This window comes from Oerskovia sp. USHLN155 (assembly GCF_037145535.1).
In the GTDB taxonomy this organism is placed as follows: Bacteria; Actinomycetota; Actinomycetes; order Actinomycetales; family Cellulomonadaceae; genus Oerskovia; species Oerskovia rustica.
This window is the reverse complement of record NZ_JBBCXG010000013.1, coordinates 44,383-61,723: the sequence shown is the minus strand read 5'-3', so window position 1 is coordinate 61,723 and position 17,341 is coordinate 44,383. Positions and strand designations below refer to the sequence as shown.

The 17,341-nt window shown below is 74.1% G+C and carries 12 protein-coding genes and 1 pseudogene; 9 read left to right on the top strand and 4 right to left on the bottom strand.

What is annotated here, in order from left to right; genetic code table 11:
• Window positions 1–45: 45 nt before the first annotated feature.
• The 7 genes from WFH32_RS17515 to WFH32_RS17485 all read left to right on the top strand — a co-directional run bounded on the left by WFH32_RS17515 (window position 46) and on the right by WFH32_RS17485 (window position 9,066).
• The gene (locus WFH32_RS17515; protein ID WP_336708591.1) at window positions 46–879 is read left to right on the top strand and encodes a helix-turn-helix transcriptional regulator; all 834 of its coding nucleotides are present in this window, start codon (window positions 46–48) and stop codon (window positions 877–879) included.
• Complete coding sequence (locus WFH32_RS17510) at window positions 879–2,018, top strand: hypothetical protein (protein ID WP_191795870.1); 1,140 nt, start codon at window positions 879–881, stop codon at window positions 2,016–2,018. Before WFH32_RS17515 ends, WFH32_RS17510 begins: the two co-directional genes overlap by 1 nt.
• Entirely contained in the window at window positions 2,015–4,834 is a 2,820-nt protein-coding gene (locus WFH32_RS17505) for a multicopper oxidase domain-containing protein (protein WP_336708589.1), read from the top strand. Before WFH32_RS17510 ends, WFH32_RS17505 begins: the two co-directional genes overlap by 4 nt.
• 123 nt (window positions 4,835–4,957) lie before the next feature.
• Entirely contained in the window at window positions 4,958–5,485 is a 528-nt protein-coding gene (locus tag WFH32_RS17500) for a hypothetical protein (RefSeq protein ID WP_191795869.1), read from the top strand.
• 49 nt (window positions 5,486–5,534) lie between these two features.
• Window positions 5,535–6,674, top strand: coding sequence for a 5'-nucleotidase (locus WFH32_RS17495; protein WP_336708588.1), 1,140 nt, complete (start codon window positions 5,535–5,537; stop codon window positions 6,672–6,674).
• A 10-nt stretch (window positions 6,675–6,684) separates the two neighbouring features.
• A complete protein-coding gene (locus WFH32_RS17490) occupies window positions 6,685–7,575 on the top strand; it encodes a DUF1353 domain-containing protein (RefSeq protein WP_336708587.1) in 891 nt (296 codons plus the stop codon).
• Between the two features lie 30 nt (window positions 7,576–7,605).
• Entirely contained in the window at window positions 7,606–9,066 is a 1,461-nt protein-coding gene (locus WFH32_RS17485) for a glycerophosphodiester phosphodiesterase family protein (RefSeq protein ID WP_336708586.1), read from the top strand.
• A 108-nt stretch (window positions 9,067–9,174) separates the two neighbouring features.
• Here WFH32_RS17485 and aceB read toward each other — a convergent pair whose 3' ends face one another.
• A complete protein-coding gene (gene aceB, locus WFH32_RS17480) occupies window positions 9,175–10,941 on the bottom strand; it encodes a malate synthase A (protein ID WP_336708585.1) in 1,767 nt (588 codons plus the stop codon).
• A gap of 108 nt (window positions 10,942–11,049) precedes the next feature.
• Window positions 11,050–12,474 carry an isocitrate lyase gene (gene aceA / locus WFH32_RS17475; RefSeq protein ID WP_336708583.1) on the bottom strand — a complete coding sequence of 475 codons (1,425 nt, stop codon included), beginning with the start codon at window positions 12,472–12,474 and terminating at the stop codon, window positions 11,050–11,052.
• A 177-nt stretch (window positions 12,475–12,651) separates the two neighbouring features.
• On the opposite strand from aceA, the gene WFH32_RS17470 reads away from it, so the two are divergent.
• Window positions 12,652–14,172 (top strand): helix-turn-helix domain-containing protein, encoded by a 1,521-nt coding sequence (locus tag WFH32_RS17470; RefSeq protein ID WP_336708581.1) that lies wholly within the window; start codon window positions 12,652–12,654, stop codon window positions 14,170–14,172.
• Window positions 14,173–14,175: 3 nt separating this feature from the next.
• Here the strand turns inward: WFH32_RS17470 and WFH32_RS17465 are convergent, their stop codons facing one another.
• Window positions 14,176–15,762, bottom strand: a complete 1,587-nt coding sequence (locus tag WFH32_RS17465; protein WP_336708580.1) for a methionine--tRNA ligase — start codon at window positions 15,760–15,762, stop codon at window positions 14,176–14,178.
• A 221-nt stretch (window positions 15,763–15,983) separates the two neighbouring features.
• Window positions 15,984–16,592: a TetR/AcrR family transcriptional regulator gene (locus tag WFH32_RS17460; RefSeq protein WP_191798179.1), complete on the bottom strand. Its 609-nt coding sequence runs from the start codon at window positions 16,590–16,592 to the stop codon at window positions 15,984–15,986.
• A 64-nt stretch (window positions 16,593–16,656) separates the two neighbouring features.
• Here WFH32_RS17460 and WFH32_RS17455 point away from each other — a divergent pair.
• Window positions 16,657–17,025: pseudogene (locus WFH32_RS17455) on the top strand (saccharopine dehydrogenase NADP-binding domain-containing protein); the annotation flags it as partial.
• Window positions 17,026–17,341 lie beyond the last annotated feature (316 nt).

Here is a 17,341-nt window from a genome sequence, read left to right as displayed (position 1 = left end):
CGGGTGTGGTTTCCGAACGCCTTCGAGATTAGTACACTTTATTCCGTGGAAAATACGGAGCCTCTGGGTCAGGCAGGACGAGCGATCTCCCCGCGCCCGGGGTACGGCCCCCCGCTGGTCCGACGTCCGGTGCGCCCCGCGCGGCTGTCCAGGGCGCGGCTCGCGGTGCTGGACGTCCTCGCGTCGCAGTCCGAGCCCTGCTCGGTCGCCTCGGTCGCGACGGCGCTCGACCAGCACCCCAACACGGTGCGCGAGCATCTGGAGGGCCTGGTCGAGGCCGGGCTCGCGACCAGCGAGAACGCTCCGGCGCAGGGGCGCGGACGCCCGGCCCGGCTCTACTCTCCGGCGACGGAGTCCCCGACGACGGCAGGAGCCGCCGAGTACGCGGGCCTCGCGTCGGCGCTCGCGGCCCAGATCGCCCGGTCGAGCGCCGACCCGGTCGGCGACGCCCTGGCAGCGGGCCGTGCGTGGGGTGCGGACCTCGTCGCGGGTCACGAGCCCCCGTCCGGCGACCGAGGCCACGGGCCGAGCGGCGAGGGAGCCGACGGCGCCGCGCTCCAGGCGACGGCGCTTCCGGACAGGGCGCACGTCGCGATCGCCGCGCGCCACGAGGTCGTCGCCCTGCTGGACAGGCTCGGCTTCGCACCGCAGGCCGACGACGACGCGGCATCGGTCGCGCTGACCCGGTGCCCGCTGCTCGAGGCTGCGTACCGCAACCCGGAGGTCGTGTGCGCGGTGCACCTCGGTCTCGCCCAGGGGGCGCTCGAGCGCCTGGGCGCTCCGCGGGAGGGCACCTCGTTGCTGCCGTTCGCCGAGCCGGGCGCCTGCCGGCTGCGCCTGCGCCCCCAGCCAGAGCCTCGCAGGAACAAGGCGTCGTGATGCGCCGTGCGGTCTTCGTCCTGCCCGCCGGGCTCGCTCTTCTCGCGGGCCTCGACGCGGCGCTCCTGCTGCTCGGCCTGCCGGCTCCCGTCACGACCGAGCGCCTGCCCGTGGTCCACGGCGTGCTGCTCGTCCTGGGGTTCGTCGGCACGGTCGTCGCGCTCGAACGGGCCGTCGCGCTGCGCACCCGCTGGGGGTTCGTCGCCCCGGGTCTGCTGGGGGCGGGGGCGCTGGCCCTGCTCAGCCCTGTGCCCCTCGTCGTCGGGCAGGTGCTCCTCGTCGGGGGATGTGCCGCGCTGTGCGCGGTGTACGTGCCGCTGTGGCGGCGGCAGCACGACGACGCGGTCCTCGCCCAGCTGATCGGCGCACTGCTCGCGACGGGCGGCGCCCTGCTGTGGCTCGGCGGGGTGGGTGTCGCGGACGTGCTGCCGTGGCTCGCGTGCTTCGTCGTGGCGACCATCGCGGGCGAGCGGCTCGAGCTCGCCCGGATCGCGTTCCTCGGCCGGGGCGCGGCCCTCGTCCTGTGGGTCTGCTGGGCGCTCGCGGCGGGGTGCGTGGCCACGTTGCTGTGGCCTGGGGCCGGCTACGTGATCCTGGGCGCGGCGGTCCTGGTGCTGTGCGGCTGGCTCGCCGTGCACGACGTCGCGCGGCGCACGATCCGCTCGACGGGCCTCGCGCGCTGCATGGCGGCGTGCCTGCTCGCGGCGTACGTGTGGCTCGCGGTCGCGGGCGCGGTCTGGCTCCTCGGCGGGAGGCAGGACACGGGACCGGGGTACGACGCCGTGATCCACGCGGTCTTCCTGGGGTTCACGATCTCGATGGTCATGGCGCACGCGCCCGTGATCCTGCCCGCGGTGCTGAGGATCCGGCTCCCGTACACGCCCCTGATGTACGGCCCGGCCGTGCTCCTGCACGTCGGGCTCGTGGTCCGGCTCGGGCTGGGCGACGCCCGCAGCCTGCCCGTGGCGCACCAGGTCGGCGGCGTCCTGAACGTCGTGGCGCTGCTCGCGTTCGTCGCCCTCATGGTCACCGTCGGGATCCGCGCGAACCTGCGCCATGCCGCGCCCCCCGCCACGGCCGCACCCGGCCGGTGCGACGCCGTCGGGCCTGCACCTGCCCTCGAGGAGACCGTCCCGTGAAGCTCGACCTGTCCGCCGCCCCCGCCCCGCTGCGGCCCCTGACCGACCGCAGCACGTGGCACCTGCGCGCCAACGCGCCCGTGGTCGGGTGGCTGCTGGCCACGGTCGTGGTCGCGGTCGGCCACCGGTGGGTGCCCGCCTCGCCCTGGCTGCTCGTGCACCTGCTGCTGCTCGGCGCGGTGACCAACGCGATCTGCGTCTGGAGCCAGCACTTCACCGACGCGCTGCTGAGCCGCCGGGTCACGCCCGCGTCGCGGCGGTGGCAGGTTGCCCGGCTCGTGCTGCTCAACGTCGCGGTCGTCACGACCGTCGCGGGCATGGTGACCGCGGCGTGGGTCGTCACGCTGGTCGGGGCGGTCGGCGTCGGAGTAGCGGTCGCGGCGCACGGCACGGCCCTGTGGCGGCAGTCGCGCCAGGCGCTCGCGGCCCGCTTCCGGATCTGCGTCGCGTTCTACGTCGCCGCGGCCTGGCTCCTGCCGTTCGGGGCCGGGCTCGGCGCGACGCTCGCGCGCGGTCTCGACGAGGCCTGGCACACGCGCGTGGTGCTGGCCCACGCGGGCGTCAACCTGCTCGGGTTCGTGGGCCTGACGGTCATGGGCACGCTCATGACGCTGTGGCCGACCATGCTGCGGACCAGGATGGCCGACGACGCGCCCCGCGCCGCGCGTACGACGCTCGCCCTCGTGCTCGGCGGGCTCGCGGCCGGTGTCGCGGCGGTGCTGCTCGCGGCGCCGCCCGTCGCGGCCGTGGGCCTCGCGACGTATCTCGCGGGTGTCCTGGTCTCGGTGCGCCCCATGGTCACGGCGGCCCGACGGCGACCGCCCGCCACCTTCGCGACGTGGTCGGCGGCGTGCGCGCTCGCGTGGCTCGTGGGGTCGCTCGCGACGCTGACCGGTGTCCTCGCGTTCAGCGGAGGCTGGGAGACGGCCGCCGATCGCGTCGGGACCGTGACCGTGCCGCTCGTCGCGGGCTTCGCGGCCCAGGTCCTGCTGGGGGCGCTGACCTACCTCGTGCCCGTGGTGCTCGGCGGGGGACCGGCCGCCGTGCGCTCGACCACGGCCGTCCTCGAACGGGGAGCCGTCGTGCGGGTCGTGCTGTTCAACGGCGCGCTCGCGCTCTTCGTGCTGCCCGCGCCGAGCCTGGTGCACGTGCTCGCGTCGCTGACCGCGCTGGGCGCTCTCGTGGCCTTCCTGCCGTTGCTCGTCGGTGCGGTGCTCGCTCACCGCCGTGCGCGGCGCACGCCGTTCGTCCCACCGACCGCTGACGACGTCGCGGCGGCCCACGCCCTGGGACAGGACCTGCGTGCGCGAGCCGGCGGCGCTCGCCAGGGGCCGCCCGTGGAGGCCGTGACCGGCCCCCGCCGCAAAGGCCTGGCCGTGGCTGCGCTGAGCGTCCTGCTCCTCGTCGCGGCCGGCGGAGTCGCACTGGACCCGGCCGCGCTCGGCACGGGCAGCGGCGCGACGTCGGCAGCGGCCGGTGCCGCGGGGACCGTCGCCGCGACGGGCCGCACCACGACGGTCGAGGTCGAGGCCGCCGACATGCGCTTCGTCCCGAGCGAGATCGAGGTCCCTGCCGGCGACACCCTCGTCCTCGTCGTGACCAACACCGACACCACGGTCCACGACCTCGCGCTCGACACCGGCCGGACCAGCGGCCGGATCGCGCCGGGCGCGACCGTGACGTTCGACGTCGGGGTCGTGGGGCGCGCGATCGACGGGTGGTGCACGGTCGTGGGGCACCGGCAGATGGGCATGGTCCTGACGATCACGCCGACGGGAGCGGGCGCCGTGACCGACGCCGCGGCGTCCTCCGGGAACGCCGGAAGCATGGGCGACCACGAAGGCATGGCCGGCATGGACCACGGTTCGGGTGGATCAGCGGGCTCGGGCCCGTCGGGCGGCGCTGTGCCGGGCGGCGCAGCGCCCCGCGCCGCCGAGGACCTGGACCTCCTGGCCATGCCGGGCGAGGACTTCACGGCGTACCCGGCCGCGCTTGCACCCGCGGGCCCGGAGACCGTGCACCGTGTGCGCATGGCGGTCTCCGAGGTCGTGACCGAGGTCGCGCCGGGCGTGATGCAGCGGCTCTGGACGTTCGGCGGCACGGCCCCCGGCCCGACGCTGCGGGGCAAGGTCGGGGACCGCTTCGAGATCACGCTGGTCAACGACGGCACGATCGGGCACTCGATCGACTTCCACGCGGGAGCCCTCGCCCCTGACGAGCCCATGCGCACGATCGCCCCGGGCGAGGAGCTGACCTACACGTTCACCGCGACCATGTCGGGTGTGTGGATGTACCACTGCTCGACCATGCCCATGTCGGCGCACATCGCGAACGGCATGTTCGGCGCGGTCGTGATCGACCCCCCCGATCTCGCGCCGGTCGACCGCGAGTACCTGCTGGTCCAGTCGGAGTACTACCTCGGTCCCCAGGGCGGCGAGGTCGACGTGGACCGGCTCGCGACGGGGGAACCCGACGTCGTCGCGTTCAACGGCTACGCCAACCAGTACGACGCGGCGCCGCTCCCGGCCCGCGTGGGCGAGCGCGTGCGCGTGTGGGTGCTGCCTGCGGGCCCCAACCAGGGGACGTCCTTCCACGTCGTGGGTGGCCAGTTCGACACGGTCTACAGCGAGGGTGCCTACCGGCTGCGGCCCGGCAACGCCGAGGCGGGCGGCTCGCAGGTCCTGGGCCTCGCGGTCGCGCAGGGCGGGTTCGTCGAGATGGCGTTCCCCGAGGCGGGCAGGTACCCGTTCGTGAGCCACGTGATGATCGACGCCGAGCGCGGCGCGCACGGGCTCTTCGCGGTCACGAGCCCGTAGCGGGCCGGCGCCGGAGCCAGAGCCGGTCCCGCGACCGCGGGCACGCCCGACGTAGGGTGTCCTCGGTCCCCTCGCAACCATCACCGGAGGCAGCATGCACGTCGACACCACGAGCCTGCCCGCATGAGCGAGGTCCGCATCGGCCGGTGCGAGCAGTGCGGCGGCGACGTGCAGTGGCTGCCGTGCTACGACGGGCGCCGTCGGGCCTTTGCGCTCGACGAGGTCAGCAGCGTGCACGCGGGGGACGAGGTGCGCTGGTTCCTGACGTCGAACCGCGGAGCCGTGCCGGGCACGCAGCTCGCGTACAAGGCGACCATGCCGTTCCGGGTCCGGCACGTGTGCCAGCGCCAGCCCCAGGGGTACGGCGCGGGAGGCGAGGACGGCATCGACAAGGCCAAGGCGCTGCGCTCGGCGCCGCAGGTCCGCGAGTTCCAGGTGCGTCCGCCCTACCGGTTCGGGTACCGCTGGGAGTCGGAGTGGGGGCACATCGTGCACCCGGACCGGGGTCTGTGCGGCGCCAAGGTGATCGGCGAGATGACGCCCCGCGAGGCCGCGCGCCTGCCGACCATGCCCATGTGCAAGGAGTGCGTCATGAGGTACCGTCGCCGCCACCCGCAGGACCAGGTCCGCCCCCCGGTCGAGCCGTCCTGAGGCGCCGAGCCGTTCTCGACGAACACGCCAGTCCCGACGAAGGAGCCCCGTGCCGCCCTACGACCTCGATCACCGGCTCGTCGTCGGTGTCTCCTCGAGCGCCCTGTTCGACCTGTCCGACTCGCAGCGCGTCTTCGACGAGCAGGGGATCGACGCGTACCGCGCGTACCAGGACGAGCACCTGGACCGGACGCTGCGCCCCGGGGTCGCGTTCGAGTTCGTCCAGCGTCTCCTGAGCCTCAACGACCTGTCGCCCAGCGCGCAGGACCCGCTCGTCGAGGTCTTCGTCCTGTCGAAGAACGACCCGACGACGGGCCTGCGCGTCATGAGCTCGGTCGCGGCGCACGGGTTGCCGATCAGCCGGTCGATCTTCACGCAGGGCCTCGCGCCGTACGCGTACATCCCGGCGCTCAACATCTCGCTCTTCCTCTCGGGGGACGCGCGCGACGTCCGGACGGCGACCCTGCTGGGACACCCGGCCGGGCAGGTCCTGGGGAGCGCCGCCGTCGGGCACCTCGCCGCAGCCGGCCCGACGGCGGAGCGCGCGCCCGGCGTTCCCCTCGCCGCAGCCGGGGCGCAGCCGGCGCCCGAGGACGCGGCCGACGCCGAGCTGCGCGTGGCCTTCGACTTCGACGGCGTGCTCGCCGACGACAGCGCCGAGCGCATCTTCCAGTCGGACGGGCTCGAGCAGTTCCACCGGTACGAGAGCGCGCGCAAGGTCACCGAGCACCACGCGGGGCCGATCCTGCCGTTCCTGCGGGCGCTGAGCACGATCCAGCGCCGCGAGGAGGAGCGGGCGGTCGAGGACCCGACGTACCGGCCCCGGGTACGCGTCTCGATCGTCACGGCGCGCAGCGCGCCCTCGCACGAGCGGGCGGTGAACACGCTGCGCTCGTGGGGCGTCACGGTCAACGACGCGTTCTTCATGGGCGGCGCCGACAAGGGGCGCGTGCTGCGCGTGCTGCGCCCGCACATCTTCTTCGACGACCAGCGCGGGCACCTCGACCCGGTCGCGCGCGAGGTCGCGAGCGTCCTGGTGCCGTACGGCGTGACGAACGAGGCGACGGTGGTCCCGGACGGACCGGCCGGACCGGCCGGGCTCGCCGAGCCGGACGAGCCTGCCGAACGGGCCGCAGCCGCCGCGCCGGACCCGACCGCGGACGCGTCCGTACCCGCCCGGGTCGGCTGAGGCGGTCGTCGTGCCGTTCGTCGCGCCGCTGCCGGGCGACCCGGACCGGTGGGGACCGGCCGCGACGGTCGACCTGCGCCAGCTGCCCGTCGCGGGGCGGTGGAAGGTCTGGTTCGAGGTCCTGACCCCGTTCGGGTACACCTCGCGTCCCGCCGACGAGCAGGACCCGTCCGGGCCGGTGTGGCACCGGGCGTCGGTCGAGCAGACCGTCCCGACGGGCCTCGTGACCGACCTCGCGTCGGTCCCCATGCCGCTGTGGGGAGTGGTCGCGAGCTACGGGCGCCAGACGCTCCCCGCGATCCTGCACGACGCGACGTCGAAGCTCGCGGACTCCGGTCGTCCGGCGAGCAGCAGGCGGGCCGCGCGACGTGACGCCGACCACCTCTTCCACGACACGCTGCGCGAGACCGGGACGGGTCCCGTCCGACGCGGGCTGATGTGGGCTGCGGTCCGGATCTTCGGGAGCCTGCCGGTCGCGGTCGCGTTCCTGCTCGCGGTGGTCGCCGGGGTCGTCACGCTCGGCCTGTGGGTCGCCGGCGCAGGTACGGACGGGGAGGGCGGCCCGTGGCTCGCGGGAGCCGTCGTCGTGGCTGCCGCCGCGCTCGGCGTGCTGCTGGCCCTGGCGGTCTGGGCCGGGTTCGAGTCGCGTCCGGCCGCCGACGGCAGCGAGCGCGTCCGCTGGGTGCCCGCCGCGTCGGGCAGCGTGCTCGGCGCGGTCGGCGCCGGTCTTCTCACACTGCCCCTCCTGCTCCCGCTGATCGTGCTCACGTTCGTGACCGAGCTTGTGGTCGGGCTGGGGGAGGGCGACCGCCCGGGTATCCGCGCGCAGGACGTCGCGATGGACGGTGACGTGCCGGAGGCCCTCCCGACCACCCGCATCACGTACCCGGCGGCCGGGTGACGTCCCGCCCTGCGCGCCCCTGGGGCCTCCGTGCCCACCGGCACCGCGCACCACGCCCGTAGGCTGCGCTCGTGCCCTCCGCCGCCCGACCCGCCTCGCGCGTTCCTCGCGGGAGTCCTGTTCCTCAACCTGCGCCTGGTGCTGACGCTCGCGATCCTGCTGACATCCGACGTGTCGGTCGCGGGGGCCATGGCTGCGAGCTGGCGCGCGACCCGGCGGTCGTGGCCGCGTCTCCTCGGTGTGTTCGCGGTCGTGGGCGTCGTGGTGCTCGTGGTCGCCGCGGGGATCGTGACGCTCGCGCTCGTCCCCACGCGGGTCGCGGACCTGCACGCTCCCGGCCTCGCGCCCCTCGTCGCGGGGGCGACGCTCACGGTCGTGGAGATGGTCGGGTTCGTGCTCGCGGGGTTCGTCACGGCGGTCCTGACGCAGGTCGTGGTCGCGGTCGCGGCGGAGCGCGGGGCGTCGCTGCCCGACGGCGCCGCTCGGGCCGGGACCGTTGTGCCCGCGACCGAGGTGGTCGTCCCGTCCGCCGGGGCAGGGCCAGGAGGGCCTGCGGGCGACTCCGCAGGGTCGGTGCACGGGTCGGCGAGCGTTCCGCCGGTCCTGCGCCGCGGCCTGGCGGGCCGACCGCGCGCGGTGCGTGCCGTCGTCGGGCTGGCTGCCGTGCTGGTGCTCCTCGCCGTCACGGCGGCCAACACCCGAGCCATGACCACGCTGGCGCGAGAGGAGCCCGGCGCGGTGATCGCGCACCGGGGCGACCCGGGCGGCGGCGTCGAGAACTCGATCGCCTCGCTCGAGTCGGCCGCGGCGCTCGGCGCGGACTACGTCGAGCTCGACGTGCTCCAGGCCGCGGACGGTGGGCTCGTCGTCTTCCACGACCTGACGCTGCGCCGGCTCGCGGGCTCCGACCGTGCCGTGCACACCATGACGCTCGACGAGCTGACCGCGACCACGATCCGCCAGGGCGGGTTCGAGGCGACGATCCCGTCGCTCGAGGAGTTCGTCGAGCGCGCCCGCGAGCTCGACGTGCCGCTCCTGGTCGAGCTCAAGGCGCACGGTCACGAGACGACGACGTTCGTCGCGGACGTCGTCGCGCTCCTGCGCGCGCAGGGCGTCGCCGACGAGTACCTGGTCCAGTCGATCTACCCCGAGCAGGCCGACGAGGTGCGGGCGCTCGGACCGGAGATCGCGGTCGGCCACGTCGTCCCGTTCCTGCGCGGGGCGCTGGGCGACCTGCCGGTCGACTTCGTGGCGATCGAGCAGTCGTCCGACTCCGCCCGCGTGCGCGCCGAGGCTCGGGCGGCCGGGATCGACGTCTACGTCTGGACCGTCAACGACCCTGCGGCGATGCGCGCCCAGCTGCGGGGCGGCGTCGACGGCATCATCACGAGCAGCCCGCGCCGCGCCGTGGCCGAGCGTGCCACGGTGCGCGACGACCTGGCCCTGTCCACGCGGCTCGAGGACGAGCTGCGCGACGCGCTCGCGTGGTGACGAGCACGAGGTTCCGGGCACACGAGGACGGGGTTGAGGTCGTCATCCCCTCGATGACGACCTCAACCCCGTTCTCGACCTCCGCCGGCAGCGGCCGGCGCTCAGGTGTCAGCCCTCGCGCGGCCCGTCCACGGGCGACCCGACCAGGAACTGCGAGTACGCCCCGATGGTCAGGAAGGTCGGGAAGTCCTCGGCGAGGGCGACGGCCCGGAACACGTGCGCGGCGTCGTCGACCCGGTTGCCCTCGCCGCGCGGCAGGTCGTCGACGACCTCGGCGAGCAGCGCCTCGACGCGGGCCCGGGTGATCGGCACGCCGTTGTCGGTGCGTGTCCCGGACGCGATCCACTGCCACACCTGCGAGCGGGAGATCTCGGCCGTCGCGGCGTCCTCCATGAGGTGGTCGATCGCTGCGGCTCCCACGCCCCGCAGCCACGACTCGATGTAGCGCACGCCCACCGAGACGTTGGACCGCAGCCCGGCCGCGGTCACGGTGGCGCCGGCTCGGCGCACCGACCCGATGTCGAGCAGCTCGTGCTGCCCCACGCTCACGTCGTCGCGCAGTCGCGCGACCTGGTGCGGCCGGTCTCCCAGCACGGCGTCGAACTCGGCGCGCGCCGCGGGGATGAGGTCGGGGTGCGCGACCCAGGTGCCGTCGAACCCGTCGCCGGCCTCGCGCCGCTTGTCCGCGCGGACCCGCTCGAACGCCTTCTCGGTCACGTCGGGTCGGCGGCGGTCGGGGATGAACGCGCTCATGCCGCCGATCGCGTGCGCCCCGCGCTTGTGGCACGTCGCGACGAGGAGCTCGGTGTAGGCCCGCATGAACGGGGCGGTCATGGGCACCTGCGAACGGTCGGGCAGGACGTACTGGTCGCCGCGCGTGCGGAACGACTTGATGACGGAGAACAGGTAGTCCCAGCGGCCCGCGTTGAGCCCGGCGCAGTGGTCGCGCAGCTCGTGCAGGATCTCCTCCATCTCGAACGCGGCGGGCAGGGTCTCGACGAGCACGGTCGCGCGGATCGTGCCCTGCTCGATGCCCAGGTACTCCTGCGCGAACACGAACACGTCGTTCCAGACGCGCGCCTCGCGGTAGCCCTCGAGCTTGGGCAGGTAGAAGTACGGTCCGCGGCCGCGCTCGACGAGCTCGCGCGCGTTGTGGAAGAAGTACAGCCCGAAGTCCACGAGCGACGCCGACGCCGAGACCGCCACACCCGCGCGGTCGACGTAGCGCAGGTGCTTCTCGATGAGGTGCCAGCCGCGGGGCCGGAACACGATGGTCGGCAGGTCGGTCAGCTCGGTCGAGCGCAGCGCGTACTCCTTGCCCTCGGGGGAGGTGAACGCGAGCGTGCCGCGGATCGCGTCGTGCAGCGCGAGCTGGCCCTCGACCACGTTGCGCCACGTGGGCGACGACGCGTCCTCCTGGTCGGCGAGCCACACCTTGGCGCCGGAGTTGAGGGCGTTGATCGCCATCTTGGGGTCGGTGGGGCCGGTGATCTCGACGCGGCGGTCCTCGAGCCCGGGGGCACCGTGCGAGCCGGCGACCTGCCACGACGGGTCGTCACGCACGGGCCGGGTCGCGGCGCGGAAGTCGGGGTCGATCCCGTCGGCCACGTCCTGGCGGCGCTGCTGGCGGTCCATGAGCAGCCCGTGGCGGGCGGCCAGGAAGCGGTCGTGCAGCGCGGTGAGGAAGTCGAGGGCGCCGGGGGTCAGGATCTCGCGGTAGCGCTCGCCGAGAGGCCCGGTGACGTCCAGGGTGCCCGACGGCGTCGCGCGTCGTGCGTCGTCGTCGCGCCCTCCGCGGGGGCCGGGGGTGGGACTGCCGGACGAGGTGCGTGACGTCGTCGGGCCGGAGGAGTGGGTCGTGAGGGTGATGGGCATGGGGTGCTCCGATGGTCTGTGCCGCGAGACGGAGGGTGTCGTCGAGGGAGAGGGCCGGAACCCTCTACCTCGACGCGGGACCTCCACCTCGGCGAGGCGGGGCGGGGCTTAGTGGAACTGGGCGGTCTCGGTGGAACCGGCGAGCGCGAGGGTGGCGCTGTCGGGGTTGAGAGCCGCGGCGACGCGGTCGAAGTAGCCGGTGCCGACCTCCCGCTGGTGGCGGGTGGCCGTGTAGCCGTCGGACTCGGAGGCGAACTCGGCTTCCTGGAGCTCGACGTAGGCGCTCATCGCGCGGTCGTTGTAGCCGCGGGCGAGCTCGAACATGGAGTGGGACACGGCGTGGAAGCCGGCCAGGGTGATGAACTGGAACGCGTAGCCCATCGCGGCGAGCTCCTTCTGGAAGCTCGCGATCTGGGCGTCGTCGAGGTGCTTCTTCCAGTTGAACGACGGCGAGCAGTTGTACGCGAGCTTCTTGTCGGGGTACTGCGCGTGGACGACCTCGGCGAACCGGCGGGCCAGCTCGAGGTCGGGCTCGCCCGTCTCGACCCAGATGAGGTCGGCGTACGGGGCGTACGCGAGGCCGCGCGAGATGACCGTGTCGATGCCGGGACGTGTCCGGTAGAAGCCCTCGGCGGTGCGCTCGCCCGTGAGGAACTCCTGGTCGCGCGGGTCGACGTCGGACGTGATGAGGTCCGCGGCGAGCGCGTCGGTGCGGGCGATGATGACGGTCGGGACGCCCGCGACGTCCGCGGCGAGGCGGGCCGCGTTGAGCGTGCGGATGTGCTGCGCGGTCGGGACGAGGACCTTGCCGCCCAGGTGGCCGCATTTCTTCTCGGACGCGAGCTGGTCCTCCCAGTGCACGCCCGCGGCGCCCGCCTCGATCATCGAGTGCATGAGCTCGTAGGCGTTGAGGGGCCCGCCGAAGCCCGCCTCGGCGTCGGCGACGACGGGCGCGATCCAGTCGCGCTCAGGCGTGCTGAGAGGTGATTCGGCGGTCTCGATCTGGTCGGCGCGCAACAGGGCGTTGTTGATGCGGCGCACGACGGCCGGCACCGAGTTCGCGGGGTACAGCGACTGGTCCGGGTAGGTCTGGCCGGACAGGTTGGCGTCGGCCGCGACCTGCCAGCCGGACAGGTAGATGGCCTTGAGGCCCGCGCGGACCTGCTGCACGGCCTGGTTGCCGGTCATGGCGCCGAGCGCGGCGACCCATTCCTCGGTGTGGATGAGGTCCCACAGCTTCTCGGCGCCGCGGCGGGCCAGGGTCCGCTCCTCGCGCACCGAGCCGCGCAGGGCGACGACGTCCTCAGCCGTGTAGTCGCGCTGCACGTCGGACCAGCGGGGGTCGGTCGCCCAGGACAGGGCGAGGTCGGCGGCGGTCTGTCGCTGGTCGCCGGGTCGTGAAGGCGTGTGCCCGGGGGTGTGGCCGGACGGTGCGACGGGGGCCGTGACGTCCTCGGTCCGGGAGGTCGCGGACGCGCGGGGCGTGGCGTACTCGTTCTCGGAGCGGCGGCTGATGATGGGCGGGGTGGTCACGGGGTGCCTCCAGAGCTTCGTTGCGTGCGGTGGTACTCGTTCCGGCGTGCCGCCCGGATGAGCGGTGGCCGTGGAACGACCTTCCTTCGCCGCGCAAGGGGTCCGCAAGGACTTCTTCGGCAGAAGAAATGCACTTCTTCTGTTGTGCGCAAGGAGTGGCGTGTGTCACCCTCAGTCATGGCATCTGACGCGCAGTCAGCACAGAAGTTCCTCGGACGGCAGGGCGGGGCGCCTCCAGGCGGCACGCTGCCCGTCGAGGACGAGGCCGACGCCCTCACGATCGGCCGTCGTGTCCGGCACCTGCGGACCGAGCGGGGCATGACGCTCGACGAGCTCGGGGCCGCGATCGGCCGGGCGCCCTCGCAGGTCTCGGTGATCGAGAACGGGCGCCGCGAGCCCAAGTTCTCCCAGCTCCAGGCCATCGCCCGCGCGCTCGGGGCCAGCGTCGAGGACCTGCTCTCGGCCGAGCCGCCCACGCGCCGCGCGGCCCTCGAGATCGAGCTCGAGCGTGCCCAGCGCGGCCCGCTGTTCGCCTCGCTCGGGCTCGGCGCGGTGCGGGTCGGCAAGTCGCTCCCGAGCGACGCTCTCGAGGCCATCGTGGGCCTCCAGCGAGAGCTCGAGCGCCTGCACACCGAGCGGGCCGCGACCCCCGAGGAGGCCCGCCGTGCGAACACCGAGCTCCGCGCGACCATGCGCGCCCAGGACAACCACTTCCCCGAGCTCGAGACGACCGCGCGTGAGCTGCTCGACGGCGTCGGGCACGCTCGCGGTCCCATGTCGCAGCGCGTGGCCGCGGACCTCGCGACGCACCTGGGCTTCTCGCTGCACTACGTGCACGACCTGCCGCACTCGACCCGCTCGGTGATCGACCTGCGGCACCACCGCGTGTACCTGCCGAGCACGGGAACGCGCGCGTCGAGCGACCCGCGCTCGGCCCTGCTCCAGGCGCTCGCGTCACACGTGCTGGGCCACCACGAACCGCGCGACTACGGCGAGTTCCTGCGCCAGCGCGTCGAGGCCAACTACCTGTCGGCCGCGCTCCTGCTCCCCGAGCGCGATGCCGTCAAGCTCCTCAAGGAGGCCAAGGACGCGCGCGAGATCTCGGTCGAGGACCTGCGTGACGCCTTCTCGGTGTCCTACGAGACCGCGGCTCACCGGTTCACGAACCTCGCCACGACGCACCTGGGCATCGGGGTGCACTTCATGAAGATCCACGAGTCGGGGATCATCCACAAGGCGTACGAGAACGACGGCGTACGCTTCCCCGCGGACCCCCTCGGGGCTGTCGAGGGGCAGTACGTGTGCCGCAACTGGACCGCGCGCACGGTCTTCGCGGTCGAGGACCGGCTGAGCCCGTTCAGCCAGTACACCGACACCCCGACCGGCACCTACTGGTGCACCTCGAGGGTCCAGGACTCCGACGACGGCCAGTTCTCGGTGAGCGTCGGCGTGCCGTTCGGGCACGTCAAGTGGTTCCGCGGGCGCGAGACGACCGAGCGCACGGTCTCGCGCTGCCCCGACGAGTCGTGCTGCCGTCGCCCGCCCGCGGCCCTGACCGAGCGCTGGGCGGACCGGTCGTGGCCGAGCGCCCGCCCGCACGCGAGCATGCTCGCCGCGATGCCGGCCGGGGCGTTCCCGGGCGTCGACCAGACCGAGGTGTTCCGGTTCCTGGAGTCGCACGCCCCGGCGCTGCGCTAGCGGTCAGCCCAGGCGTGGGAAGACCGGTGTCGGGGTGCCCACACGGTCGGGCCCGGCCGTCTGGGCGTCCTGCGGGGAGCCGAGCTGCTCGCGCAGGCGCGCGGCGCCGTCGGGCACGAACGGCGAGAGCTCGACCGCGACGACCCGGCACGCCTCGACGAGCCGTGCGAGGACGAGGTCGAGCAGCACGGCGGCGCCCTCCTCTCCGGCGCGCTCGCGGGCCGCGAGCTCCCACGGCTTCTCCGCGTCGACGTACCGGTTGGCCGCGTCGACGATGCGCCGGACGGCACCGGTCGCGGCGCGCAGGTCGGCGTCCGCGAGGGCCGCGTCCACGGCCCTCCCCACCTGCCCGACGGCGGCGCTCAGCTCGTCGGGGCCCGTCGCCCGGTCGTGGGGGAGCGCGGGCACGCGGCCGTCGCGGAACCGGTGCACGAGCGTGAGCGTGCGGTTGACCAGGTTCCCCACGCCGTGTGCGAGCTCGTCGTCGTGCCGGGCGACGAGGCGCTCGGTCGTGAACTCGGCGTCTCCCAGGAGCGGGACCTCGCGCGCGAACCACCACCGCAGGGCGTCGGTGCCGTACGCGTCCACGAGTCCGACGGGGTGCACCGCGGTGCCCGCCGACTTGGCGAGCTTGGCGCCCCCGGCCGTGACGTAGTCGTGCACGTGGATCGTGGTGGGCAGCGGCTCGCCCGCCGAGAGCAGGAGCGCGAGCCAGTAGACCGCGTGGAAGCGCGTGATGCCCTTGCCGATCACGTGCACGCGCTCGTCGCCGCCTGCCCACCAGGTGCGGTAGTCGTCCGCGGAGCCCGGGGCGGCGGGGTCTGCCCCGTAGCCCAGCGCCGTGACGTAGTTGGTCAGCGCGTCCCACCACACGTAGACGACCTGGGACGGGTCCCCGGGGACCGGGACGCCCCAGCCGTCCGAGCGGGACGCGGGGCGCGAGACGCTGAAGTCCTCGAGCCCGGCGTCGAGGAACGCGAGCACCTCGTTGCGCTTGGCGGCCGGGTTGATGCGCACGCTTCCTGAGACGATCGCGTCGCGGACCGCGTCGGCGTGGCGGGACAGCCGGAAGAACCAGTTCTCCTCGACCACCCGCTCGGGCAGCGGCAGGTGCTCGGGACAGCGCCCCGACGCGTCGAGCTCGTCGGGGGAGTAGAACTGCTCGCAGCCCGTGCAGTACAGGCCCTCGTAGGAGCGGCGGTAGAAGTCCCCGGCGTCGGCGCACCGTCGCCACAGCGCCTCGACGCCGGGGCGGTGCCGGGGGTCCGTCGACGTCGACAGGAAGTCGTCCGTGGACAGGGTCAGTGCCGGGCGCAGCGCACGGAAGTCCTCGACGTGCTCGGCGACGAACTCCCCGACCTCGCGGCCCGCTGCTCGGGCCGCCGTCACGTTCTTGAGCGCGTGGTCGTCGGTGCCCGTGAGGAAGCGGGTCGGGCGTTCGCGCAGGCGCGCGTGGCGGGCCAGGACGTCGGCCTGGACGAGCTCGAGCGCGTGGCCCAGGTGCGGGTCGCCGTTGACGTAGGGGATGGCGGTCGTGACGTAGAAGGTGGGCAGGGCGGGCGTGCCGGCGGGGGTGGTCTGCGCGGTCATGGTGGGAGTCCTCTCGGGGACGGCGGGCACCCTCGACGGGTGCTGTGGCGCCTCGACCGCACCGGGCCCGGACACACGAAAGGCCTCGCTACGGCGAGGCCTTGGGTGGTGGAGCGTGTCAGCGCATCACGAAGGGCCCCGGGTGGGGCGCATCATGACGGTCGACGAGCTGCTCATGCGTCGACCCTAGCAGCGGGGTGCCGTGCTCCCGCAACGTGGCGTCATGGCAGGAGCTGGCGCTGGAGCGCGTCGGTGGCCCAGTCCTGCCACGCGGGGGGCGTCCAGCCGCCGTCGAGCACGAGCGTCCCGTACGTGTCGGGGCCGAGCAGGGTGTACGTCACGTCGGCTGCGGTCGGGGTGCTCGTCCGCAGGCGCGCCTTGTCGGCGAGCGCGGCGGTGAGGGTCGCCGCGACCGTGCGGCGCTGCGACTGGTTCGCCGCCCACAGGACCCCGAGCTCGGGCACGGCGGGCGAGGCGTCGCGCAGGACCCTCAGGAGCGGGGCGACGCGGTCGAGCACGGCGCGTGCTCCGGCGACGTGCAGCGCGAGGTGGACGGTGGCGTCGGGCTCGGCGAGGACGGCGCGCGCCCAGGGGCGTTCGAGCGTGGCGACGTCGTCGTGGTCGCCCGCGACGCTCACGTCGAGGAGCTCCTTGAAGAGCGCGTGCTTGGTGCCGAACGTGTAGTAGATCGTCTGGGTCGCGACCCCCGCGGCGCGCGCGACGTCCTCGACCGAGGTGCGCGTCCAGCCGTTCTCGACGAACAGCCCGCTCGCCGCGTCGAGGATGCGGGTGCGGGTCGCGCGGGCCTTCTCGGCGCGGGTGGGGGACATGAGGCTCCTGCTGACGACCGTCGACGATTGACTGTAGTGAGACTACAGTGATATTCACTAGAGCATGACTCTAGTGAATTCTCCGGCTGTCCTCGTCGTGGGTGGCTACGGGGCGGTCGGCTCCGTCGTGTGCGAACGGCTCGCCGAGGCCGTGCCAGGACGCGTGGTCCCCGCCGGTCGCAACCTCGACGCAGCGCAGGCGCTCGCCCGGCGGATCGGCTCGGCGCGTGCCGAGCGGGTAGACCTCGCCGACCCCGCGACCCTCGACGCGGCCCTCGACGGCGTGGGCCTCGTGGTCCTGGCCGTCGAGCCCGGCGACGACCGCGTCGCCAGGGCCTGCCTCGGGCGCGGCGTCTCGCTCGTGGACGTCTCGGCGTCGCGGTCCCAGCTCGAGGCGACCGAGGCCCTCGACGAGGCCGCCCGGGACGCCGGCGCCGCAGCCGTGCTGAGCGTGGGCGTCGCGCCCGGGCTCACGAACCTGCTCGCGCGTCGAGCCCACGACCTCGTGGGCGGCGCCCAGGAGATCGACCTCGTCGTGCTGCTCGGAGGCGGCGAGGCGCACGGCGCGGACGCGATCCGCTGGACGGTCGACGGGCTGGTCGGCCCGCGCACGGGTGAACCGGACGCGCCGGGGGCCCCGGGTGGTCCGAGCCGGGAGGGCACGTCGCGCGGTGGCGCACGGGCGCCCGACGGCGGCGCGCGCCAGGTCCTGCTGCCCGGCTTCGGGAGGCGCACCGTCCACCCGTTCG